The 24,145-nt window shown below is 35.1% G+C and carries 19 protein-coding genes; 15 read left to right on the forward strand and 4 right to left on the reverse strand.

Annotated elements, in window-relative coordinates; translation table 11 throughout:
* Positions 1-56 precede the first annotated feature (56 nt).
* From BFG57_RS11085 to BFG57_RS11105, 5 genes are all read left to right on the forward strand, one after another.
* Positions 57-1,493, forward strand: a complete 1,437-nt coding sequence (locus tag BFG57_RS11085; RefSeq protein WP_069717560.1) for a tetratricopeptide repeat protein — start codon at positions 57-59, stop codon at positions 1,491-1,493.
* 90 nt (positions 1,494-1,583) lie between these two features.
* The gene (locus tag BFG57_RS11090; protein WP_425388505.1) at positions 1,584-2,378 is read left to right on the forward strand and encodes a YwqG family protein; all 795 of its coding nucleotides are present in this window, start codon (positions 1,584-1,586) and stop codon (positions 2,376-2,378) included.
* A 401-nt stretch (positions 2,379-2,779) separates the two neighbouring features.
* Complete coding sequence (locus tag BFG57_RS11095; RefSeq protein WP_069717562.1) at positions 2,780-3,805, forward strand: ABC transporter substrate-binding protein; 1,026 nt, start codon at positions 2,780-2,782, stop codon at positions 3,803-3,805.
* A 157-nt stretch (positions 3,806-3,962) separates the two neighbouring features.
* The gene (locus tag BFG57_RS11100) at positions 3,963-4,994 is read left to right on the forward strand and encodes an ABC transporter permease (protein ID WP_069717563.1); all 1,032 of its coding nucleotides are present in this window, start codon (positions 3,963-3,965) and stop codon (positions 4,992-4,994) included.
* Positions 4,969-5,763 carry an ABC transporter ATP-binding protein gene (locus tag BFG57_RS11105; RefSeq protein ID WP_069717564.1) on the forward strand — a complete coding sequence of 265 codons (795 nt, stop codon included), beginning with the start codon at positions 4,969-4,971 and terminating at the stop codon, positions 5,761-5,763. The genes BFG57_RS11100 and BFG57_RS11105 overlap by 26 nt, the downstream gene beginning before the upstream one ends.
* Before the next feature lie 77 nt (positions 5,764-5,840).
* Here BFG57_RS11105 and BFG57_RS11110 read toward each other — a convergent pair.
* Positions 5,841-6,994 (reverse strand): IS3 family transposase gene (locus tag BFG57_RS11110; RefSeq protein WP_425388506.1). Its coding sequence is split into 2 segments (ribosomal slippage): positions 5,841-6,742 and positions 6,742-6,994, totalling 1,155 coding nucleotides; the frame shifts between segments, so codons are not numbered across the junction.
* Positions 6,995-7,301: 307 nt separating this feature from the next.
* On the opposite strand from BFG57_RS11110, the gene BFG57_RS11120 reads away from it, so the two are divergent.
* The 5 genes from BFG57_RS11120 to aceA all read left to right on the forward strand — a co-directional run bounded on the left by BFG57_RS11120 (position 7,302) and on the right by aceA (position 13,921).
* Entirely contained in the window at positions 7,302-8,909 is a 1,608-nt protein-coding gene (locus tag BFG57_RS11120; RefSeq protein ID WP_069717566.1) for an S-layer homology domain-containing protein, read from the forward strand.
* 327 nt (positions 8,910-9,236) lie between these two features.
* The gene (locus BFG57_RS11125) at positions 9,237-9,959 is read left to right on the forward strand and encodes an AzlC family ABC transporter permease (protein WP_069717567.1); all 723 of its coding nucleotides are present in this window, start codon (positions 9,237-9,239) and stop codon (positions 9,957-9,959) included.
* Positions 9,959-10,267: an AzlD domain-containing protein gene (locus tag BFG57_RS11130; protein ID WP_069717568.1), complete on the forward strand. Its 309-nt coding sequence runs from the start codon at positions 9,959-9,961 to the stop codon at positions 10,265-10,267. Before BFG57_RS11125 ends, BFG57_RS11130 begins: the two co-directional genes overlap by 1 nt.
* A gap of 320 nt (positions 10,268-10,587) precedes the next feature.
* A complete protein-coding gene (locus BFG57_RS11135; protein WP_245676741.1) occupies positions 10,588-11,862 on the forward strand; it encodes a M48 family metallopeptidase in 1,275 nt (424 codons plus the stop codon).
* A gap of 775 nt (positions 11,863-12,637) precedes the next feature.
* Complete coding sequence (gene aceA, locus BFG57_RS11140; RefSeq protein WP_069717570.1) at positions 12,638-13,921, forward strand: isocitrate lyase; 1,284 nt, start codon at positions 12,638-12,640, stop codon at positions 13,919-13,921.
* A 188-nt stretch (positions 13,922-14,109) separates the two neighbouring features.
* On the opposite strand, the gene BFG57_RS11145 is transcribed toward aceA, so the two are convergent.
* Both BFG57_RS11145 and BFG57_RS11150 read right to left on the reverse strand, forming a co-directional pair.
* Positions 14,110-14,340 carry an IDEAL domain-containing protein gene (locus tag BFG57_RS11145; protein ID WP_069717571.1) on the reverse strand — a complete coding sequence of 77 codons (231 nt, stop codon included), beginning with the start codon at positions 14,338-14,340 and terminating at the stop codon, positions 14,110-14,112.
* Positions 14,341-14,497: 157 nt separating this feature from the next.
* Positions 14,498-14,950 carry a hypothetical protein gene (locus tag BFG57_RS11150; protein WP_069717572.1) on the reverse strand — a complete coding sequence of 151 codons (453 nt, stop codon included), beginning with the start codon at positions 14,948-14,950 and terminating at the stop codon, positions 14,498-14,500.
* Positions 14,951-15,128: 178 nt separating this feature from the next.
* Between BFG57_RS11150 and BFG57_RS11155 the strand changes: the two genes are divergently transcribed.
* A complete protein-coding gene (locus BFG57_RS11155; protein WP_245676742.1) occupies positions 15,129-15,614 on the forward strand; it encodes a competence protein ComK in 486 nt (161 codons plus the stop codon).
* Between the two features lie 8 nt (positions 15,615-15,622).
* Here the strand turns inward: BFG57_RS11155 and BFG57_RS11160 are convergent, their stop codons facing one another.
* Positions 15,623-16,006 carry a YhjD family protein gene (locus tag BFG57_RS11160; RefSeq protein WP_069717573.1) on the reverse strand — a complete coding sequence of 128 codons (384 nt, stop codon included), beginning with the start codon at positions 16,004-16,006 and terminating at the stop codon, positions 15,623-15,625.
* Between the two features lie 710 nt (positions 16,007-16,716).
* On the opposite strand from BFG57_RS11160, the gene BFG57_RS11165 reads away from it, so the two are divergent.
* The 4 genes from BFG57_RS11165 to addA all read left to right on the forward strand — a co-directional run bounded on the left by BFG57_RS11165 (position 16,717) and on the right by addA (position 24,135).
* Complete coding sequence (locus BFG57_RS11165; RefSeq protein WP_069717574.1) at positions 16,717-17,310, forward strand: TVP38/TMEM64 family protein; 594 nt, start codon at positions 16,717-16,719, stop codon at positions 17,308-17,310.
* 27 nt (positions 17,311-17,337) lie between these two features.
* The gene (gene lepB, locus BFG57_RS11170) at positions 17,338-17,892 is read left to right on the forward strand and encodes a signal peptidase I (protein ID WP_069717580.1); all 555 of its coding nucleotides are present in this window, start codon (positions 17,338-17,340) and stop codon (positions 17,890-17,892) included.
* A 452-nt stretch (positions 17,893-18,344) separates the two neighbouring features.
* A complete protein-coding gene (gene addB / locus BFG57_RS11175) occupies positions 18,345-21,863 on the forward strand; it encodes a helicase-exonuclease AddAB subunit AddB (protein WP_069717575.1) in 3,519 nt (1,172 codons plus the stop codon).
* The gene (gene addA, locus BFG57_RS11180; protein ID WP_083249207.1) at positions 21,853-24,135 is read left to right on the forward strand and encodes a helicase-exonuclease AddAB subunit AddA; all 2,283 of its coding nucleotides are present in this window, start codon (positions 21,853-21,855) and stop codon (positions 24,133-24,135) included. Before addB ends, addA begins: the two co-directional genes overlap by 11 nt.
* Positions 24,136-24,145 lie beyond the last annotated feature (10 nt).

The following is a 24,145-nucleotide window of genomic DNA, read 5'->3' on the forward strand; positions in this document are numbered from 1 at the left end:
GTAATGAAGAATAACCAATTGAATATATTTAATACGAAAAGTTGAGGAGGGGAATTATGAATTCTTACGTTAATTATGATAAGTTACTGGAAGGTTACAATAAGGAAATAGAATTGGATGTTAATAATTTAAGTACATATTTTAAAAGGGCACTTCTGTATACAGAGCTCAATGATTATGAAAAGGCATTAGTAGATTATAATACTGTTATAAAGTTAGATTCGGACAATGCCTATGCATACAACAATCGGGCAAACATATATGAACATATTGGAGACTATGAAAGAGCCATAACAAATTATAATAAGTCAATTCAATTAGATGATAGTCATATTCCAGCAATTTTTAATAGAGGGCTTTTATTTGAGGAACTAAGTGAATATGGAAAAGCAATAGCGGACTATAAAAAAGTAGTAGAATTGGATGACAAACATGCCAACGCCTACTATCATATAGCCAATTTAAACATGGAATTAAATGAATTCGAAGAGCTAAGTGATTATGAGCAAGTGATAGCTGATTTTGATAAGGTAATTAAATTAGATGAGTTACACGTTGAGGCATATAATAGTCGGGCAATTCTCTATGAAGAGCTTCAAGATTATGAACAAGCAATAGCTGATTATACTAGAGCAATAGCTATAGATAAGGGTCATATAGGTGCATATTATAATCGAGCAAAACTGTATGAAATGCTTGAAGAATATGAACAATCAATAACCGATTACGATAAACTCATAGACCTTGGTGGAACTAATCTGTATCCATATCAAAAAAAGGCATTTCTATACGTGATGTTAGGTAGCTATCATGAAGCGATAGATGTCTATAATCAAGTTCTTGAACAAGATGTCAATAATATTGATGCAATATTTAGCCGAGCAATCTTATACCATGAACTTAAAAACTATAAGCAAGCCAAGATCGATTATGACAAGGTTATAGAGTTAGATTGCAAACATGTAGATGCTTATTGTAAAAGAGCAGATTTATATGAAGAACTTAATGATTTTGAACAAGCAATAGCTGATTATAGTAAAGTAATTGAACTAGATGGCAGAAATGTAGAGGCTCTTAGTAATAGAGGAATCATGTTTCACAAACGGAATATTCATGAGAAAGCACTATCAGATTATGAAAAAGTGATTCAATTAGATGATAGAAATGTCAAAACACATTATAATCGAGCACTTCTACTGTTTGAACAAAACGAGTATGACAAAGCAAAATCAGGTTATGACAAGGTCTTACAATTAGATGAATTTCATGTAGATGCCTATAATGATCGTGGCATTATACATTACGAGCAAAAAAACTATGACAAAGCATTAGCTGATTATGAAACCGCATTAGAAATAGAGGATCAAGAAGCAAAGGTATATTATAATCGGGCAATTTTGTATAGAGAATTGAAGGAGCTTCAAAAAGCAACAGAAGATTATGAGAAAGCCGTAGCATTGGACTCTTCGCTACCAAAATTAGAGATAAAGTGATTAAATAGTTATTTATGTATCACAATATGACACGATTCTATATTAAAGAAGGCGTCTTTTAAAACAGTTATCGAGAGGAGGAAATATATGATGTCGAAATTACATTTGCCTGTACAATTAGAAACATTTCGTAATCGAATTGAAAAAACGGTTAAACCTTTTATAGAAATATCTGTTGCAAAAGATATAACAACTATTCACCAAAGTAAGTTTGTAGGTAATCCTTATTTACCGAAAGCTATTGAACATCCTAAAGATGAAGAGGGGAAGCCAATGAAGTTATTGGCACAGTTGAACTTTGATGAAATTCCTCACATAGAATTTATGCCCCCAAAAGGGATCCTACAATTTTTTATCTCAGCTGAAGATGATGTAATGGGAATTAACTTTGATAATATGACAAATCAGTCTAACTTTAGAGTGTTATACCATTCTGAGGTTATTAAGGATGAGACATTATTAGTAACGGACTTTTCATATATGGAGAATTTAGATACGGAATATTTCCCAATTGAACATGAGTTGGCGTTATCATTTAGCTTAGAGCATGAGCCGATTTCATATGGTGATTTTAGAAGTAGTGAACTTATAGGAAAGTCCTTCAGTGAGATTATGGGAGAAGATGATGAAGAATTAGAAGATGTGTATGAGCGTTTTTCTGGTGAAGGACATAAAATAGGTGGATATCCTTTCTTTACACAGACTGACCCAAGAGAATATGAACTTAACTTTCAAGAACATAATATCTTATTGTTACAAATAGACACTCATGATGACATGGGAATAATGTGGGGAGATAGTGGGGTTGCTAACTTTTTTATACGGAAGGAAGATTTGAAAAAGTTAGATTTCTCAAATGTGATTTACAATTGGGACTGTCATTAGTTATTGAACACTTAAATAATGTTAGCCCATTAAGAGTATGTTACTAGAAATAATATTCTAATTTGTCTAGAGTAAAATCCTATAATGAACTTTTATCCAATTTATGTACCTACTATTATAAAATAATATCATTTAAATAACGTCTAAAACCTGTTTTGATACATTTTTATCTGAACAGGTTTTTTGCTATATAAGATATTCATCAAAATGAGTTCAAACAACAATGTTTGGAATTGTAACACCAAAACGTTGAAAAGCATAAAGTGATTTGTATAAAAATCGTAATGAATAAGAATAAGTTGGTAGAAAACTATAAAATAAACATTGATATTTTAGTATTATTTTGTATAATTTAATACATGAAAGCATACATGCATAAAAGTATTAAAGAATAATGGGGGATGAGGATATTGAGTAAAAAGTGGTTAAAAGCAATTGGAGCAGCAACACTTAGTTTGTCGTTATTGGCAGGTTGTGGGGCAGCACAAAATGGCAAAGAAGAAGCAACTGCACCGACTTCTGATGGCGGTGGAGAAGCAGCAGAAACATTTACTGTAGGTGTAACTCAAATCGTTGAGCATCCATCATTAGACGCGGCTTTTGAAGGATTTCAAAACGCACTGAAAGAGAATGGTTTAGATGTTGAATATAATGTTCAAATTGCTCAAGGAGATATGAATAACAGTCAAACAATTGCTACCAATTTTGTAGGTGACAACGTGGATTTGATATTTGCAAATTCAACTCCTAGTGCTCAAAGTGCATTGAACGCAACAGATGAAATTCCGATTGTATTTACTTCAGTAACGGATCCAGTTGGAGCAAGTTTAGTAGAAGCAATGGATACACCAGGTGTCAATATTACAGGAACAACAGATACACATCCTGATGCGATTCCGAACACAGTTAAGTTCATCGATGAGAACTTTGATGCGAAAAAGATTGGAATGGTATTTAACGCTGGTGAACAAAACTCAGTTGCACAAGTAGATATCGTTAAGAAAGCAGTAGAAGGTACAGATTTAGAAGTTGTAGAACGTCCAGTTTCTACATCTGCAGAAGTGAAGCAGGCGACTGAATCTCTAGTAGGTGTAGCAGATGTGATTTATATTATTACTGATAACACGGTTGTATCAGCTTTAGAATCTGTTATTCTCGTAGCATCTGATGAAGATATCCCACTTTTCGTTGGAGAATTAGATTCTGTTGAACGTGGTGGTTTCGCAGCATATGGGTTTAACTATTATGATATTGGACACGAAGCAGGAGAAATGGCTGCTCAAATTTTAAAAGGTGAGAAAACAACTTCAGAATTACCAGTTCAATACCCACAAAACTTAAAATTGTTAATTAACAAACAAGCAGCTAACGATATGGGTATTGAGTTAAAGCCTGAGTGGGAGAGCATGGCTGAATTTACAGAATAAAGTAAAGGGTTCATCAGTGGGGTGCTTATGTACCTCTTCTGATGAAATTATGGAATTACTGAAGCTTGTGTATTATACTCAAGCTTTCTGTTTTTAGAAGGTAAGTATTGCACGAATTAATGTATAAAAAAGTATACTTTTGAGAGGGTGAGCGTTTATGTTTACAGCAACATTTGGAGCAATCGAATCTGGCGTTATCTATGCAATTATGGCTCTAGGGGTTTACCTCTCGTTTCGTATTCTTGATTTTCCAGATTTAACGGTCGATGGAAGTTTTGTTACAGGAGCTGCCGTATCTGCAGTTCTTATTGTAAATGGAGTTAATCCATTTTTAGCAACAGTGGTTGCACTCATCGCAGGGTTTATAGCAGGTTGTATGACAGGTATTCTTCATACGAAAGGGAAAATTAATCCTTTATTATCTGGTATTCTCATGATGATTGCTTTGTATTCTATTAATTTAAGAATTATGGGACGATCCAATGTACCACTCATTCAACAAGAGACATCTCTTTCGATTATAAAAGATTTCTGGCAGTCATTAGGATTTGATACGGGGTTGAACGCGTTATTTTCTAGCATTGGTTTCGGAGAAAATTTACCAAAGACGTGGTCAATTTTAATTATTATGTTAATTGTTACACTTATAATTAAGTTTGCAACTGATTGGTTTCTACGTACAGAAGTCGGTCTTGCACTTAGAGCGACAGGTGATAACGAGCGTATGATTCGTAGTTTCTCTGCAAATACGGATGGACTTACAATCCTTGGTTTAGGTATTTCAAATGCACTTGTTGCATTCTCAGGTGCATTAATTGCCCAATATAATGCCTTTAGTGATGTAGGTATGGGAATTGGGATGATTATTATCGGATTAGCTTCAGTTATTATTGGTGAAGCATTATTTGGTACAAAAACAATTGCTCGTACAACACTAGCGGTAATTGGTGGAGCAATTATTTATCGCCTCGTAGTAAGCTGGGCCCTGCGAGTGGAATTCCTTGAAACTGGTGATATGAAATTAATAACAGCAACGATTGTTATCCTAGCATTAATAGTTCCAAAAATAATGGACGGGCAACGTGAGAAGAGTCGTAAGAAAAAACGTCAAGCTGAGAGGCTAGCTGCAATTAGAGTGACAGAGAACAAAGGAGGCGAGGGCGTTGTTACATCTAAATCAGATTTATAAAGTGTTTAATGAAGGTACACTTGATGAAAAGGTCGCTCTTAATAATATTGAATTGTCCTTGAATCCTGGAGATTTTGTTACTGTGATCGGTAGTAATGGTGCAGGGAAATCTACTTTAATGAACATGGTGGCAGGCGTATTAACGCCAGATATCGGTTCAGTAACAATTGATGGAAATGATGTTACTCCTTTACCAGAATATAAGCGTTCAAGATTGATAGGGCGGGTCTTTCAAGATCCGATGGCAGGGACTGCACCAACGATGACGATCGAAGAGAACTTAGCAATGGCTTATTCTCGTGCAAACCGTCGAGGCTTGCGAAAGGGTGTTACGAAGAAACGTCGTGATTACTTTAGAGAACAGCTTGAATCGTTAAATTTAGGTCTTGAAGATCGTTTGAATGCAAAGGTAGGACTGTTGTCTGGGGGAGAGCGTCAAGCGTTATCTTTGTTAATGGCAACATTTACAGAACCTAAGATTCTTTTGTTAGATGAACATACAGCAGCACTTGATCCTTCTAGAGCAGAATTAATTACGAATATTACGAAAGAAATTGTTGAGAAATTCAATTTAACAACATTAATGGTCACACATAATATGCAACAGGCATTAGATCTTGGGAATCGATTAATTATGATGGATAAAGGTCAAATCATCTATAAAGCAGCAGAGGCTGAAAAAGAAGAACTGACGGTTCAACATCTATTAAGTGAATTCCAACGTATTCGAGGAGAAAGTATGAACAGTGATCGCGCTTTATTAAGCTAACACACTAGTACTCTTACTAGTGTGTTTTTTTTGTTTGTGGACTTGAGTCAATATTTTGGACACAAAAAGGTTAAGTTTTATGCAGAGACTTTGAATTGATCTTCTATTGCTTGAGGTGTTTTGTATGCGATGCTGCTATGTTTTCTTTTTCTGTTATACCATGCTTCGATAAATTCAAAGATGGCGATATTAGCAGCTTTATAGTCTAAATATTGCATATGATTCACTTCTTCTTTCTTCAATATAGCGTGAAACGATTCAATACAGGCATTATCATAAGGACATCCTTTTTTACTAAAGGAGTGTGTTATGCCATAAGATTTAACATGATCAGTAAACGCTTGGCTTGTATATTGCGAACCTAGATCAGTATGTAGAATTAACCCTTCGGGTGGTAATTGAGTAACGTAAGCGTTTTCCAGAGCTTTAATTACGATTTCAGTTGTCATTTCACGTGAAAAAGAATAGCCGACGATTTTTCGTGAATGTAGATCCATCACTGACGCTAAATAGCACCACCCATCTTTCACCGTATGAACATAAGTAATGTCTGCCACCCATTTTTCATTAATTGATGAAGTTGAAAAGTCTCTCTTCAAGACGTTTTCACGATTTTCAACTCTCTCATTTGAACCATGAGGACGGAATTTCTTTTTAACAATAGAATGGATATCAGCTTTTTTCATTAAACGTTGGACACGTTTCAAACTGATGTGTATTCCTTCTTCTATTAATTGATGGTGAATTTTTGGAGCGCCATAACGTCTTTTACTCTCTTTATAGATGGATTTCATTCGTTCGGTGATTTGTCTATTTTCGATTTCACGTTTTGGCTCAATTTTATTTAATGATTGATAATACGTACTACGCGGTATATTTAATACCTCGCACATAAGTGACACTGAATGTTCTGCCGTCTGCTTTTGGATGAAGTTCGTTAGCTCTTCTGGATTTACTTTTTCGCGAATATGGCCATAGCCTTTTTTAAGATTTCATTCTCCTCTTGAAGACGAAGCATTTGCTTTTGCATCTTTGCAATATCATCAGCCGTAAGGCTTGAACCATCTTCTGTTTCAATAGGAGAGTACTTCTTATTCCATTTGTAAATAGTTACTTCCGATACGCCATATTCAACACTAAGTTCTTTGACTGAACTACCAGAACGGTAAAGATCAACGATCATCTTCTTGAAATCTTGATTATATTTTTTGCCTGTATTTTTGTTTCCCATCCGGACACAACCTTTCTATGTACATTTTAAGTACTTAAAGATATTGTGTCCATGAAACTATACTAACTCCATTGATTTAAGGATGAGTATGTCATTGTATCTGTATATAACAAATAGATTAAAAGGATGTTTCAATATCTATGACTGTAGAAATACCTAATAATTTGAATATATTTGTGTCTTATTGACTATATTGAGAGAAATATAGGATAAAAGTAACTATTATCCTATATTTAACTTTGCTCTCCATATTAGTTATCTATTATTGTGTATATAGTAGGTTTCAAGCTTTGGAGAGGTGGAGAGTATGTTTAAAAAAATTAGTATGGTCACATTAGCTTTGTTGTTTAGTTTAGTTTTGGTTTTAGAAGGAAGTGCTTCAGCTAATAAGACAGCCTTGGGGTATCTATCTTCAGGATCTTTGGAGGATTATATTGAATATGTCGACAGATCGAATGGTGCTATTACAACAGTTGCACCTAATTCTTTTGATATCTCCCCAGATGGGAATCTTGTGGTAGATCGATTGACCACTGAATTTGTGGAAGCAATGCATAATCGAGGAGTAACCGTTACTCCATTCATTTCGAATCATTGGAATCGTGAACTTGGGAAACTTGCTCTAGCAAATAGTGACAAACTTACAGATGATCTCGTTTCTTATGTGAAACAATATAATTTAGATGGTGTTAATGTAGATATGGAAAACATGACACCTGACGACCGTGATGCATTCACGGAGTTTGTAAAAATGTTGAGTGAGAAAATGCCTGAAGGTAAAGAGGTTTCTGTAGCAGTTGCAGCTAATCCAAAAGGTTCGACAGTTGGATGGCACGGTAGCTATGATTATAGCGAAATAGCTAAATACTCAGATTACCTTATGATTATGTCTTATGATGAAAGCTATGATGGTAGTGAAGCAGGGCCAGTTGCAAGCCTTTCATTTGTAGAAGATTCGATTTTATTTGCTTTAAATGAGGGAATACCAGCAAGTAAAATTGTTATCGGTCTCCCGTACTATGGTCGTATGTGGATTCAAGGCGATGCAGAGGTAGCTAACGCTAATGGAGATGGAATAACTCTCAAAAAGATAGATGAATTTATTTCAAAATATGGTGGTTCATCGACATATGTAGATACATATGATAGTGTCCGTTCAACGTTTGAGATTACGAGTGAAGATGGACAAGTTAAATTATACAACTGGACTGATCCACTTCCAGTTGGGAAATATGAAGTTTGGCATGAATCACCAGATTCATTAAAGGAAAAGATCGAACTTACACATGTCTATGATTTAAAAGGTGTAGGTATTTGGAGTCTCGGACAAGAGACTACAAATGTATGGGAAAACTTTGATTACTGGTTAACTGGTGGAGTTTATAAAGATGTAGATCTTAACCATTGGGCATCTGAGTCTATTGGTGAAATGAAAGAAAAGGGCTGGATGAGTGGACGAACTGAGACGCTGTTCGCACCTGAAGAAGCGTTGAAGCGTTCTGAAACAGCTGCTGTCTTAACAAGAGCTTGGGAATTAGAACTTTTCGGTCAATATAATTCTCCATTTACTGATGTATCAGAATCATACTGGGCACGAGAACCAATTGAAATTGCACGTCAAAATGGAATAATAACAGGTCGTAAAGAGGACAAATTTGCACCAGAAGCTGTAGTAACTAGAGAAGAAATGGCTGTCATCTTAAGCCGGATCATTTCTGGTGATAATTTATCAATAAGCAATGCACAAAACTTTAAAGATGTTAGTGATACTCGTTGGTCAGCTGATGCTATTCAAATAATGAGTGCTGCAGGTATTTTCGGAGGATTTGAAGATGGTACATTCCGACCTGAAAACCCAGTAACTCGAGCACAAATGGCTACATTGTTAGATCGTATTTCTTACTATGTTGAATAAGCTAAATAGAGATAAAAAGGCTCAAGGCGATGTTAAATTCATCACCTTGAGCTTTTTTTAATAATAGAAAATTAGAAAACATGTGGATGAGATAAAAAAATTGAATGGATTAAATTCATTGAAAAAATGAAATATTCGCATAAAATAGACTTTATCACGTCTCACCTAACAACATCAACATATAGGGAAATTAACGAAGTTTAAGTAGTAGAGTATGCATTAGTAATTACCTGATTGGTTGAACGAACTTTTAGTCGGGGATGGAGAAATACCATCATTGATGGATGTTTCACTTTATACAAAATTCTTTTTAAGGGGGGAAATAACATGGATACGGCATTAACGACGAACACCTCATCTCAATTTAAAGAAGGATTTCAGGCAGGTGTAAGTATTGGAATTGGATATATGCCAGTGGCATTAACGTTTGGTTTATTAGCGAAATCAACTGGATTATCGGTTATAGAGACCTTTATGATGAGCATGCTCGTGTTTGCAGGTGCATCACAATATATTTCTCTTAATTTATTTGCTATAGGAACGACCGGACCTGTTATCATTCTAACTACATTTATTGTGAATATTCGTCATTTATTAATGTCAGCATCGCTAAGTGAAAAAATAGAAAAGGAGCATCCATTTAAAAAAGCTCTTTATGCATTTGGAATAACAGATGAAACATTTTCAGTTGCAGCACTGAAAGAAGGAAAGGTTACATCATCATATATGGCAGGGCTCATTACGGTTGCCTATGGTAGTTGGGTGATTTTCTCGGTAGTCGGTCATTTTGTAGGTGCAAGTCTACCAGATGTATTACAAGAAAGTATGGGCATCGCTTTGTATGCCATGTTTGTTGGATTGTTAACACCGTCATTGAAGAAGCACAGGAAAGTTGTCACACTTGCAGGTGGAGCAGCACTAATCAATATTATTTTTTCATTTGTTTTTCCGCCAAATTGGTCAGGCTGGGCAATTGTTTTGGCAACATTAAGCTCTGCTATTTTAGTTGAGTTGACCAGCTATATGGTGAATAAGAAGGAGTGGAAATAATGGATTTGAATATTCTTTTGACCATTTTAGGAATGGCAATTGTGACGTATATTCCTCGTGCCTTACCTTTTTTAGCATTTGATGTGAATAACTTGAATCCGTTTGTAAAAGGTGTCTTGCAAAATGTACCTTATGCTGCACTCGGTGCATTAATTGTTCCAGGTGTTTTTTTCATACAACCTAATGACATTTGGTTTGGTATCATTGGTGTAATTGCAGCGTTTTTAAGTGCTTTGCTGGGTGCAAATGTCATTGTTGTAGTAGTTAGTTCAATTGGAGTTCTAACAATCTATTCATACCTCTTTTAAAGAGAGAATTTACACGCAACACTTATTATCAGTCATAAATTTTGCCATTAATTCACTAGAAATATTGAAAGATACCACTTTATTAGTGGTATCTTTCTTTTTTTACAAGTTGAGTTTATCTAATTTGAAAAGACCACATTTCCAAAGAATATTGACATATTATAAAATGAGATTCCTATGGTGATGTTTTTTATTTAGTCGAGTAGGTGATAGAATTAATCAATAACAAAGGAGCCGTCTTCAACTTCTATTAAGTTGTGTAGTGGGAGTCTTCACTTTAATAAGTAATAAATAGTTAGTAAGAGAGATGAGGGATAATATTGAAGAAGGGATTTTGGATTGGTGTTGGTTTATTCATCCTTTATGCAGTAGGAATTTGGTGGTATTTATTTTATGCTTCACCTCAAGAAATTCCTAATGCAATTAGAGGGTCTGTAGCAGATCCGAACACATTTATGACAAATCAAGAAATTGAATTGAGTTATGAATATTCTCGTCTTAAACACTTTTTCTTTTTTATAATAACCCCTTTTGAATGGATATTGTATGCTGTAATTATTATCTTTCCGTTATCAAAAACATTTAAGCAATGGGCAAATGAGATAACGAAGTTTAAGTTTTTTCAGGTGATGATCTATGTATTCGCATTTTCTTTCACGTTATTTGTCACCATGTTGCCATTAAAATGGTTCAGTTATCAGATTTCAATTTCCTATGGTGTATCGGTAACCCCATTTTCAGTATGGATGAGGGATAATATTACGAGCTTTCTGCTTAACTATATTATGTTGGTTGCTATTGCGCTTTGGCTTAATTGGATAATGAATAGATCACCTAATAAATGGTGGATCTACTCATGGTTTTTATCCATTCCTTTTACGTTTTCCGTTATATTCATACAGCCAGTTTTGATTGATCCGTTGTATAATGACTTTTCAACGTTGCAAAATAAAGAACTAGAGTCTGAAATTCTTTCTTTAGCACAAGAAGCGAATATTCCTGCTGAGCATGTATATGAAGTGAAGATGTCAGCTAAAACAAACTCGCTTAATGCGTATGTAAATGGAATTGGCCCAAATACAAGGATCGTACTATGGGATACAACATTAGCAAAATTAAATAAAGGTTCTATTCTATTTATAATGGCTCATGAGATGGCTCACTACGTTTACAAACATGTGTTATTAGGAGTATCACTTTCTATTCTATTTTCTTTTATTGGATTTTGGATTGTAGGGAAAATAGTGAAAGGTATAAAAGAGCGTTTTGAAGAATCATTACATATTAATGGAAATAACCTTCTTGTTCTTCCAATCGTACTTATGATTTTTTCAATACTTATTTTTATTTCGAGTCCAATTAGCAATTATGTATCCAGAGAGATGGAGAGAGCCGCTGATTCATATGCAATTGAATTAACAGAAGATAAGGATGCAGCCATTTCTGCTTTTCAACAGTTGACCACATCGGGGTTAAGTGAGGTACAACCACCTACTTTAGTATACTGGTTTCGTTATAGACATCCTTCCATGCTTGAACGAATTGGGAAATTGTCATATATGAGTGAGGAGAAGTCGTTTACAAATCAGAAGTAGTATGTATAAAGCTACTTCTGATAATTAAAGTACTATGACCGAGTGATTTCTGTTCAGTAGGATAAGGCACTGGACTTTGTACTAAACGTCCAGTTACAACTCAAATTATCATTTTAGGAAGAAGGAAATCAAAAAATTGATATAAACCTCCACTTTTTATCACATCCACCGAAAAATCCTTCAAATTATTAGCAACATAACATATATATAACAATCTGTTATATAACGCATTAGATGCAGAGTAAAACGTTGTTAAATCAATAATTCGTGCTATTCCTGCACAATTTTCTAAAAAAATTTACAGAATTTTTCGTTAAAACCTCTTTTCTTTTTGGATATATTGTTATACAATAACTAACGTGAAGAACAACTGATATATAACAATGTGGGTATGAAGGGGGAACAATAGTTAAGCTTGTTAAAAATAAAGAATCAATGAACTCAAGGTATAATACAAATCTATGTTTGAAGAAGAGATGAAGTAGATTACAAGATAAGAGTTTTATTGAACTTCTTCTTCTGAAATTGTTGTTTATTCTAAAAGAATAGAAGATTTGATATTTGAGGGGTAATTAGGTTTTGCGTGTACTTTATAAAAAAGGGGATTTATAAAGTACAACTTTCATAAGGGTCATAAATTAAATCAATGATGATGTTAGTTAATATTCTTTCTCCTATTTCACTTTGATAATCTTTCTGAAGTGAGAAGTGGTGGGGAGTATAGTGCCATTAAAAAAGATTAATTAATTTTTATTATGTATAGGGGGATACGCATATGACAAATCAAGAACGCATTCAAAAGTTAGAAGAAAGTTGGGCAAATGAAGAGCGCTGGGGTGGGGTAACTCGTCCTTATTCAGCAGAAGATGTTCTTAGACTTCGTGGTTCTATCGATATCGAGTATACACTAGCACGTCGTGGATCAGAAAAACTGTGGAAGTTAATGAAAGAAGAATCATATGTCAATGCACTTGGAGCTCTAACTGGTAATCAAGCTGTTCAACAAGTAAAAGCTGGTCTAAAGGCTATTTATTTGAGTGGTTGGCAAGTTGCTGCAGATGCGAATCTATCTGGTCATATGTATCCAGACCAAAGTTTATATCCAGCAAACAGTGTACCACAAGTTGTTAAACGAATTAATCAAGCACTACAACGTGCGGATCAAATCGAACACATGGAAGGTAACGGAGATAAAGATTGGTTTGCTCCTATTGTAGCAGATGCTGAAGCTGGTTTTGGTGGACAACTTAATGTATTTGAATTAATGAAGGGCATGATTGAAGCAGGAGCATCTGGTGTTCACTTTGAAGACCAACTATCTTCTGAGAAGAAATGTGGACATTTAGGTGGTAAAGTATTACTTCCAACTCAAACTGCGGTTCGTAACTTAATTGCAGCTCGCTTAGCAGCAGATGTAATGGGAGTACCGACAATTCTAGTTGCACGTACAGATGCAGATGCAGCGGATATGATTACAAGTGATGTTGACCCAACTGACAATGAGTTTATTACTGGAGAACGCACAGCCGAAGGTTTCTTCCGTACAAAACCAGGTATTGAACAAGCGATTGCTCGTGGTCTTTCATATGCACCATATGCAGACCTTGTTTGGTGTGAAACATCAACACCAGATTTAGAGCAAGCAAAGCAATTTGCTGATGCGATTCATGCAAAATATCCAGGTAAAATGTTAGCGTACAACTGCTCACCTTCATTTAATTGGAAATCAAAGCTTTCTGATGAAGAAATTGAAGTGTTCCAACAAGAGCTTGGGAAATTAGGTTATAAATTCCAATTCGTTACATTAGCTGGTTTCCATGCACTTAATCATAGTATGTTTACGCTAGCTAGTGGTTATCGTGACCGAGGTATGGGAGCGTATTCTGAATTACAACAAGCTGAGTTTGCTAGTGAGAAAGACGGTTATACAGCTACTAAGCACCAACGTGAAGTTGGAACAGGTTATTTTGATGAAGTTTCTCAAGTAATTTCTGGTGGAACGTCTTCTACAACTGCGATGAAAGGTTCTACTGAGGAAGCTCAATTTACAAAAGCATAATGATTAAAAACGCTGCTATCAAAATGGCAGCGTTTTTATTGGTGTGTAACTTCAGGTATGATTGTCTCAAGTTCAAGTAACCTTCCTTAAAATGTCCTTATGCTTGTCGTCTGTATTGAGGTGTTTTTTTGATTGAATATATCAACAAAAAAATCACATGGAATAAGGAGTTCCATGTGATTTTTATATTAAGTAAGTTTACTTTGAATTTGCTTATATTCAATCGTTAATTCGATAAAACGCTCTCTATTTCGTTGGTCAAGTGCTTCATTAATTTGTGCTTCTAATTGATTTTTGCGATATAACAGGTTAGCCTCATCAAGGATCATTTGAATATAGATATCCATTTCTACAGAACTAATATGTTGTTTATCTTTAATATGTTGTTGTTGTACGTGATGAAATTTTTTTTGGTTCATTAATTATCACCCCTGATGTCCTTTTATTTATTATAGAAGGAATAGAAAGAAAGTGCAATAATAATTTTGATTTTTCTGATAATTAATTCTGTTAATTATGGGTTAATTTTACTGAATTTAAGATTAATTACTTATTTGAGTAACTTATAGTTAATTATTAGTTTTGAAGCATTAATATCATAATTCCAATAAAAATAAGTAATGCTGCCCACAATGCAAAGGTGAAAAAAGTGCTTAATGCAATAATGATAAAAATGGTACTACAATATGCTGGCCAAAATAAAACATGCGGTGATGAAGAACGAATTTGCAGTGTATGTCCTAATAACCCTAGAAAAACAATTGCAATTACGATAAAAAGCACACCTGGATGTGTGAATATAGGAAAATTTTGTAAAGTGAAATAAAAACCAAAGGCGATTAATAATAGTCCAATGAAAAGCCATACGAAATTCTCTTCCTGTTGTGGTCCTTGCACAATAACATAAAAGAAAATAAAACTGATCCCGAGTACGATCAATTGGATGTTGAGCGAATGTATATTAAAAAATAAAAACAAAATACCAAGAATGATGAATGCTCCAGCTGGAATTAAAAATTTTTTATTCAAGAAGAAAACCTCCTTACTGAAAACAATTAAGGGTTGTCTTCTTACTATATGAGAGAAACAAGAGAAAAATATTTAAAATTTTCTTAATAATGCTATAATAAGGGTAGCTTCATGGGTATTCATACGTTGCCTTCTCTTGTTTAAGTTAAAAAAGTTAATAGAAAGGAGCAGATGCATAGTGATTAGTGATGCACAAAAGCCGATTAAATTTGAAATCAATGAAAATACAATGGCGATTGTTGCGGAGAGGAGGATAGAGGGGTCAATTTATTCAAGAGTGTTGGAGTTAGATGGAGAGGTTGTTGTACCCGTCAAACCTGCTAAGATTATTGATGATAGTTGCCGTTATTTTGGAAGTAGCTTAAAAGGTAGGCAAGAGGGGACAAAAGCAATAACAGGTATTAGTTATAAATCCCCCATTGCAATTGATCCATCAAGTGGCATATATATGTTCCCCACAAATTCACCTCGTTGTAATCATTGTTCTTGGATTGCCCACCAATACATTTCCCACTATGCCCCTTCAGATGATGGAAGAACGAGTGTTACATTTACAAATGGTCAATCTCTCTTGCTTGAAATATCATTCCGTTCATTTGAGAACCAACTTAATCGAACAGCACAATTTCGTTACTTGCTTTCCAAGCGGATACAACTAGCATAATAGTCCACTTACAACTGTTGCACTGATAGAAATTCCTCATCACGCTTCAATAAATATTGCTTCAACAATGCTTCTACGTTTTGGCGAATCTTCGGGTTAAAATAGTTTCTCTTCTCTTCATAACCATTATAAATGAATAAGTACTGTGAAAATACTTCATCTCGTCCCTCTTGTATAACTGTTAAATTCCTAACTTTCATCATATGTTTAACTTTACGCAAATCATTATGAATAGCCTTTTCAGTTTCTTCAACTAATTGGATATAAGGGACTGGTAATTTAAATGGTGCGTCCTTAATGATAAGTATATCCTTTGATAATATAGTTAGAGCCATTGGTAAAAATATATACAATTCTAACGTTCTTCGGTCACTTTCTGACACTCTTCCCATTGAAAACCCTCCCCTTAAAAGAGATAATAGATAAAGGGAACATTTGTTCTTTATTTTATCTTAATTATATCCAGCTTTCAAGATAATTATGACAGTTAAAAGTAATTGTTGATTAAATTGATCGTTCGAAAATAAGCATCTCGTTTCAAGCCTAAGCATTTCGAATGTTTAATTAGTAACTTTTTAAATTGCTGAAAGGTAATAGAAATATCATCAGTGGGAGTGTTCGCTCATTTCCACTGATGGTAAATTGAACAGATGAAGTAATAAATGACGCTTAATTAGATTAAATTAAAAACAAGTTTTTCTCTGAAGTTATTTTAAAATCGACTACATTTTAAAGGTGATATCAGATAAATTAAGTATTCATATGTAAAATAGTTCTGTTAGTTTTTTAAAACTCACAATGCTCGTGTACTTTAAATGGTTAATTCTCAGAATAGTTAAAAACTTATACACTGAGACTAGGAAAACAAAAGTCATTGTAGTAAACTGTTTTTAAGTTAATTGGGAAAAATCTCTAATAGGATTGAAAGTTGACGCAAGTAGCAGGTTTCATTCACAGTATAACTAGTAGATAATTATAGCTATTTGTTGATTGTTGAAAGTTTAACCGTTATTGAACATACTAGTAATGAAAGTTAAAATCATATTAGATAGTAGATGCAAGATAAAGATGTAGCACTATGAGTGGTAAGGAGTATCAGTAAATGAATGTTCCCTTCGTTGGAATTAATATAACAGTAGATCAAATTGTATCATGGTTAAATGATTATGCAGGTTTAGGACCTTTACCAGGTATCCTTCTTCCTTTTTTTGAAGCAATGTTGCCATTTTTACCACTTGTTTTGTTTGTGATGGGGAATGCTGCAGCATTTGGCTTATGGCAAGGTTTTTTGTTCTCGTGGATTGGGACAGTATTAGGCGCGTTAGTCATTTATTTTGTTATTAGAAAGTTAAAGGATACAAAACCATTCCATTTTTTAAGAAAAAAAGAGCAGTTTCAGCGTTTAGCTGACTGGGTAGAACGGCATGGATTTGGCCCATTGTTTTTGCTATACTGCTTCCCATTCTCTCCTTCAGCATTAATTAACTTAGTTGCTGGGTTGTCAAATATAAGTAAAAAACAATTTACATTAGCAGTAGTGCTTGGGAAAATGGTTATGGTATTTTTTATATCACTTGTCGGTCAAGATTTAGTTACATTAATTCGAGAACCACAAAAACTGCTAGTTTTTCTAGTTGTTATGGGAGGCATGTGGTTAATCGGGAAAATAATAGAACGACGTTTGCAAGCAGGATGATTTTCCGTAATGGGAGAGGGATCTGAAATGAGGAATGGTACTAGGAGAATGATGCTTAGTTGGTTAAGATCATTATCAATTGCTTTATTAATTGCCATTATTGTTCGCACATTTGTTTTTTCAAGTTATGTCGTACAAGGTGAATCGATGTTACCGACATTACAGGATGGTAACTTACTTATCATTAATAAAATTGGTTATAAGATAACAGATATAAGACGGTTTGATGTTGTTGTATTTCATGCTAATCAACGTGAAGATTATGTGAAACGAGTAATCGGTCTTCCAGGTGATACAATTGCTGTAAAGGATAATGTTCTATATGTAAATGAACAGCCATTTGAACAACCATTCTTTGAACATACAGAGGATATACAGTCGTCACAAATTTTTACTGATGATTTTACACTTGAAGGATTAACAGGTGAAAGAGTAGTACCAGAGGATGCATTATTTGTTATGGGCGATAATCGAATGAACAGCAGAGATAGCCGTTTTTTCGGTTTTATAACAACAGAAGAAGTCGTAGGAAAAGTGAATTTAAGATATTGGCCAATGCAACAATTAGATGTCCATTTTTAAAGTGAGCTGGTTACATATTCATTTTATATTTTCTATGATTGAATTCCTAACATTGTAAAATTTAATACGTCTTAGAAGTATCTTAATTAACTATTCGCATGATAGTTAGTTTTATTCCATTTATCATTTCCTGCTGTTATTCATAAAGTTAACTATCGTTGATTAGAGAACGAATAGCTACTATGTTAGTATAAACATTTTGATGTAACAACATTGAGTGGTTTCTTTACATTCGTTATAATAAAAAGAGTTATTTCGAAGCGGAAAAATGAGTTTAAAAAGAAATGAATATATGAATTGATTACGATATGAACGGCGGTCTAGCTTTGCATTAAGTGGAAGCTAGACCTTTTCTGTAAAAGGAAAATTTATCGTTAACTTGCCTTGCTAGGGTCACTTTTACATGGAAGACTTACATTTTTTCGTTTGCAATGGAAAAGGAGGAATATGAGGTGTCACTACGTTTTATACTTGGACGCTCAGGTAGTGGAAAGTCAAGTAAATGCTTAAATGAAATAAGGGAACGTCTTAAACAGGAACCAGATGGTGAGCCGATTATTTATCTTGTTCCTGAACAGATGACATTTCAGTCAGAGTCCCTTTTGACTCATACGCCTGAATTAGGTGGGATGATCAGATCACAAGTGTTTAGTTTTACACGTCTTGCTTGGCGTGTGTTGCAAGAGACGGGTGGAATTGCGCGTTATCATTTATCTACAACAGGGATTCAGATGGTATTACGTCGTATTATTGAGAATAATAAAAAGCATTTAAAGGTATTTCAAAAAGCTTCAAATACGAATGGTTTTGTTGAACAGATGGAGACGATGATTACAGAATTTAAGCGATATTGTGTTGAATCGGAAGATTTATTGAAGAAAAAAGAAGAGATCGATCGTGCCACATCAAAACAACCGTTAGATGTTGTCTTAAGTGATAAACTACATGATTTTCATTTAATTTACCATGCATTTGAAAGGTATCTCGAAGGTCATTATGTTGATTCAGAAGATTATTTACAATTACTTGCTGATGGTATTCCAAATGCAGAAAGCTTGGCGGGTGCAGAAATCTATGTAGATGGATTTCATAGTTTTACACCACAAGAGTTGCTCGTTTTATCATCTTTAATGAAGCATTGCAAACGAGTTAATGTTACGTTAACGCTTGATAGCCAAATAGAAAGAGAGAACATACATGAGTTAGATTTATTTCACATGACTGCTTCAACCTATGAACGCTTACAAAAAATTGCACTCGAAGAACAAGTTGAGGTAGAAGTTCCTTGTCTATTAGAGAAAACTCCGGTTCGCTTTGAAGAAATTCCGTCACTTGCTCATTTAGAACAACATTACGAGACACGCCCAGCCCCAGCATTTATCGGACAAGCAAATGTTTTTCTTCATCCTGCGGTCAATCGTAGAGCTGAAGTAGAGGGTATTGCACGACAAATTTATCAACTCGTTCAATCTGATGGTTATCGTTATCGTGATATTGCAATTTTACTCCGAAATAGCTCAGATTATCATGATTTATTTGTAACGATCTTTGAAGATTATAAGATCCCTATTTTTCTTGATCAAAAGCAAGTGATGTTGAATCATCCACTAATTGAATTCATTCGGTCATGTTTAGATATTATTCAAGGAAATTGGCGTTATGAAGCTGTATTTCGAGCGTTGAAAACAGAACTACTCTTTCCATATGATGATGACAGGAAAATGCTAAGAGAAGAGGTGGATATTCTCGAGAATTACGCACTAGCTTATGGTGTTCAAGGTTCCTATTGGAAACAGAAAGAACCTTGGCGTTACAGTCGTTTCCGAACGTCTGTTGACAAAGTACATATTCAGACTGATCGTGAGGCAGCGTATGAGAAACGTTTGAATCAATTACGAGATAAAATTGTCCCACCACTACATCGACTAGAAAGAAACATGAAACGAGTAAGCACTGTACGAGAACAATGTACGGTTTTGTATGAGTTTCTAGAGGAAATGGACATACCGAAGAAACTTGAACGATTACGAGATGAAGCAGAGAACACAGGTAGGTTAACAAACGCGAGAGAACATGACCAAGTGTGGGGGTCTGTTGTTAACTTATTTGATGAAATAGTTGAGGTGATGGAAGAGGATGAGTTATCCTTTGAACTATTTCGAAAGATTCTAGACGCGGGTTTGGAATCAATGCGTTTTTCACTTGTGCCACCTGCAATCGATCAAGTGTTAGTTGGAGATATTGAGCGATCTCGTTTCTCACATATTAAATGTACATTCATTGTCGGGGTAAATGATGGAGTTTTACCTGCAAAACCTATAGAGGACGGAATTTTAGCGGAAAATGAGCGAGAGGCGTTATCACTAAGTGGACTAGAGCTATCACCAAGTAGTAAACGCCAGCTTCTCGATGAGAATTTTCTAATTTACCTCGCATTATCAAGTGCATCTGAAAGATTATTTATTAGTTACCCACTTGCGAATGAAGAAGGTAAAGCGCTTGTTCCCTCAGTTTTAATTAAACGGATTAGTGACTTATTCCCTCAATTAGAGGAGCAAATTTTATTTGATGATCCATCAGAAGAAGTGAATGCCGATCAAATACGTTACGTAACAAGTCCGCGCAAAACAGTCGCATATGTTGCGACACAGATGCAACAGTGGAAGCGAGGATACCCTATTGCATCACTTTGGTGGGATGTGTATAACTGGTATGTTACAAATCCAGAAGAAAAGTTTGCTGTAAAAAATGCCCTAAGCAGTTTGTTTTATCGGAATGAAGCAGTGTCGCTTAATGAAGACGTAAGTAAAAAGTTGTATGGAAAGCATATGCAAACAAGTGTTTCAAGAATGGAACGATATCAAGCATGTGCATTTTCTCAATTTGCATCACACGGTTTACGTCTGAAGGAGAGGGATCATTATCGATTAGAAGCACCTGATATTGGACAGTTATTCCATGAAGCATTAAGGCGTCTAGCTGAGTATGTTCGTAAAGAAAACATGGACTGGGGTAAGCTATCAAAAGAAGATTGCCATCAGTTATCAAAGCAAATGGTTGAACAGCTTGCACCGAATATTCAACGACAAATTTTATTAAGTTCAAATCGATATGAATACATTAAGCACAAACTCCAAGAAGTTGTGGAACGAGCATCAACAGTTTTAAGTGAACAAGCAAGGCATAGTGGGTTTGCACCAGTTGGATTAGAACTAGGTTTTGGAAAGAATCAAGAAGATTTATTACCGCCATTGCAATTTACATTACCGAATGGTTGTACGATGGAAGTCATTGGTCGTATCGATCGAGTCGATCAAGCGATGGAGAACGGACAAGGGATTTTATTGCGCATAATAGACTATAAATCAAGCCAAAAGAATTTAGATTTAACTGAAGTTTATTTTGGTTTAGCATTACAAATGTTAACGTACTTGGACGTTGTGATAACGTATGCTAAGCAATGGTTAGGGCAAGAGGCAGATCCTGCAGGTGTACTCTATTTCCATGTACATAATCCAATGCTTAATACAACAGGCATGATGAAACAAGAGGACATTGAATATAGTCTTTTCAAAGAATTTAAGATGAAGGGACTGCTCACAGCCGAAGAGAAAATTGTTCGGTTGATGGATACGAATTTAGAATCAGGTCATTCAGATATGATTCCTGTTGCGTTAACAAAAACAGGAGGATTTTATAAAGGATCGTCGATTGCTAGTAAAGAAGAATTCGAACTGTTACAACAACATGTTAGAAATTTATTAATGCATATCGGACAAGGGATTACAGATGGAACGACTGAAATAAACCCGTATAAGTTGAATGATAAAATACCATGTACGTTTTGTTCTTATAAGTCGGTTTGTCAATTCGACCAATCTCTTGAGGAGAACGATTATCGCACTATGAAGAAGAAAGAAAGAGAAGAAATCTTCGAAGAACTGAGAAGTGCAGGTGAAGATGATGAATAATGTTCCAAAACCAGAAGCAAGTATGTGGACAGATGACCAATGGAAGGCGATTACAGCAGAAGGAACAAACATATTAGTAGCGGCTGCTGCGGGTTCAGGAAAAACCGCTGTGTTAGTTGAACGGATTATTAGAAAAATAACGAATGTCACGAATCCAATTGATGTTGATCGTCTATTAATTGTGACGTTTACGAACGCAGCTGCAGCAGAGATGAGAAATCGAATTGGAAAGGCGTTAGAAAAAGAACTTCAGACGAATCCATCTTCTTTGCACTTAAGACGTCAGCTATCATTGTTAAATAAGGCATCGATTTCTACGCTCCATTCTTTTTGTATGGAGATTGTACGTAAATATTATTATCGTCTTAATCTAGATCCGAAGTTTCGTATTGCAGATACAACTGAAGCAGAGTTATTACGTGAGGAAGTTTTAGATGAGTTATTTGAGGAGCAATTTAGCATAGCAGATAATCCACAATTCTTTGACTTAGTTGATCGATATAGCAATGATCGAAGTGACTTAGAGTTGCAAAACCTTGTCCGCAAATTGTTTGATTTTTCTCGAGCTAATCCTAATCCACGCCAATGGTTAGATAACATTGGTGATAGTTATGCATTAAGTGATAGCTCAACGATTGAAGATTTACCGTGGATAGCAGACTTGCTTAATGATATTCATATGCAGCTATCTGGGGCAGAACAAATATTAGAAAAAGCGATGTCCCTTACGTTAGAACCAAGAGCGCCTGCTGCATATGCTGAGAATTTTGAGAAGGATTTACAAGGTGTACGTACGTTACAACATCAGACATCATGGCAAGGTATGTTTGATGCCTTTCAACAACTGGACGCCTTTGGACGACTGAAGAGTGCTCGAGGAAAAGATATTGATAAAAACCTACAGGAACAGATTAAAGGGTTACGTGAGCAAGCAAAGAAGATTGTCATGAAGATCAAAGACGAACTTTTTAAACGAGATGGGAATCAGTACGTAAAAGACCTACGAGAGATGGCACCATCGGTTACAAAATTAATAGAACTTGTCCATGCTTTTTCTGAACGATTTGAGCAAGTGAAAACAGAACGTGGGTTAGTAGATTTCTCTGATTTAGAACATTTTGCATTATCCATTTTAGCTGAAGACTTAAACGTAAAACCGATTGTTGCCTCCGAAGCGGCACTTGATTATCAAACACAATTTTCTGAAGTGTTAGTTGATGAATATCAAGATACAAATCTTGTCCAAGAGACACTTATTCAACTCGTTACAACAGGTAATAATTTGTTTATGGTTGGAGATGTAAAACAAAGTGTTTATCGATTTCGTCTCGCAGAACCAGGGTTATTTCTCGAGAAATATAAGAGATTCACCAAAAATGGAGATGGTGATGGCTTAAGAATTGATCTTGCGCAAAACTTTAGAAGTCGTGAGCAAGTATTAGATGCAACAAACTTTATTTTTAAACAGTTAATGAGTGAAGCAGTTGGAGAAATTGAGTATGATGAAGATGCTGAGTTGAAGCATGGTTTATCATATCCCAAAGCATCTGGTCGTGAGTGTGAGTTTCTTATTATAGATCGTGATAGAACAGCAGTGAATGACACATTAGTAGATAATCACGTATTAGAAATGGATGAGTTAGAAACAGCCCAACTAGAAGCACAACTAGTGGCACAGAAAATCAAACAGATGCTTGAAGATGGGTATGAAGTGATGGACAAAGAGACGAAGCAGATGAGGAAGATGACGTTTAGAGATGTTGTCATATTAATGCGTTCATTCGTTTGGGCGCCGACAATTATTGAAGAGTTTAAGAAGGCGGGGCTTCCAGTATATGCTGAGCTCTCAACAGGATATTTTGAAGCGATTGAAGTAGCAATTATGATGTCTCTTCTAAAAACAATTGATAACCCACATCAAGATATTCCACTTGCTTCCGTCTTGAGGTCACCAGTTGTTGACTTGTCAGAAAATGATCTAGCATTAATTCGGATGGCAGACCCAAAAGGTTCTTATTATGAAGCAATGCAGCAGTTTTTGAAAGTAGCTGAGAAAGATCAAAACAGTTATATCAAAGTTACAACCTTCTATGAAAAGCTACAAGATTGGCGAACTCGTGCAAGACAAGGATCATTATCTGAGTTAATCTGGCATATCTACCGTGAAACGGGTTATTACGATTTTGTCGGTGGAATCCCTGGTGGTAAACAACGTCAAGCAAATTTACGTGCCTTGTATGATCGTGCCCGTCAATATGAAGAAACATCATAATTGCTACTTC

Origin of the sequence: Bacillus solimangrovi (assembly GCF_001742425.1) — a bacterium.
Taxonomy (GTDB): Bacteria; Bacillota; Bacilli; order Bacillales; family Bacillaceae_N; genus Bacillus_AV; species Bacillus_AV solimangrovi.

Excerpts from the sequence above, each read along its gene's own strand:
- BFG57_RS11125 (WP_069717567.1), top strand. The coding sequence starts at position 9,237 with ATGGATACGGCATTAACGACGAACACCTCATCTCAATTTAAAGAAGGA.
- BFG57_RS11090 (WP_425388505.1), top strand. The coding sequence starts at position 1,584 with ATGTCGAAATTACATTTGCCTGTACAATTAGAAACATTTCGTAATCGA.
- lepB (WP_069717580.1), top strand. The coding sequence starts at position 17,338 with ATGAGGAATGGTACTAGGAGAATGATGCTTAGTTGGTTAAGATCATTA.
- BFG57_RS11130 (WP_069717568.1), top strand. The coding sequence starts at position 9,959 with ATGGATTTGAATATTCTTTTGACCATTTTAGGAATGGCAATTGTGACG.
- BFG57_RS11085 (WP_069717560.1), top strand. The coding sequence starts at position 57 with ATGAATTCTTACGTTAATTATGATAAGTTACTGGAAGGTTACAATAAG.
- BFG57_RS11120 (WP_069717566.1), top strand. The coding sequence starts at position 7,302 with ATGTTTAAAAAAATTAGTATGGTCACATTAGCTTTGTTGTTTAGTTTA.
- BFG57_RS11165 (WP_069717574.1), top strand. The coding sequence starts at position 16,717 with ATGAATGTTCCCTTCGTTGGAATTAATATAACAGTAGATCAAATTGTA.
- BFG57_RS11145 (WP_069717571.1), bottom strand. The coding sequence starts at position 14,340 with ATGAACCAAAAAAAATTTCATCACGTACAACAACAACATATTAAAGAT.
- BFG57_RS11095 (WP_069717562.1), top strand. The coding sequence starts at position 2,780 with ATGAGGATATTGAGTAAAAAGTGGTTAAAAGCAATTGGAGCAGCAACA.
- aceA (WP_069717570.1), top strand. The coding sequence starts at position 12,638 with ATGACAAATCAAGAACGCATTCAAAAGTTAGAAGAAAGTTGGGCAAAT.
- addA (WP_083249207.1), top strand. The coding sequence starts at position 21,853 with ATGATGAATAATGTTCCAAAACCAGAAGCAAGTATGTGGACAGATGAC.
- BFG57_RS11160 (WP_069717573.1), bottom strand. The coding sequence starts at position 16,006 with ATGGGAAGAGTGTCAGAAAGTGACCGAAGAACGTTAGAATTGTATATA.
- BFG57_RS11100 (WP_069717563.1), top strand. The coding sequence starts at position 3,963 with ATGTTTACAGCAACATTTGGAGCAATCGAATCTGGCGTTATCTATGCA.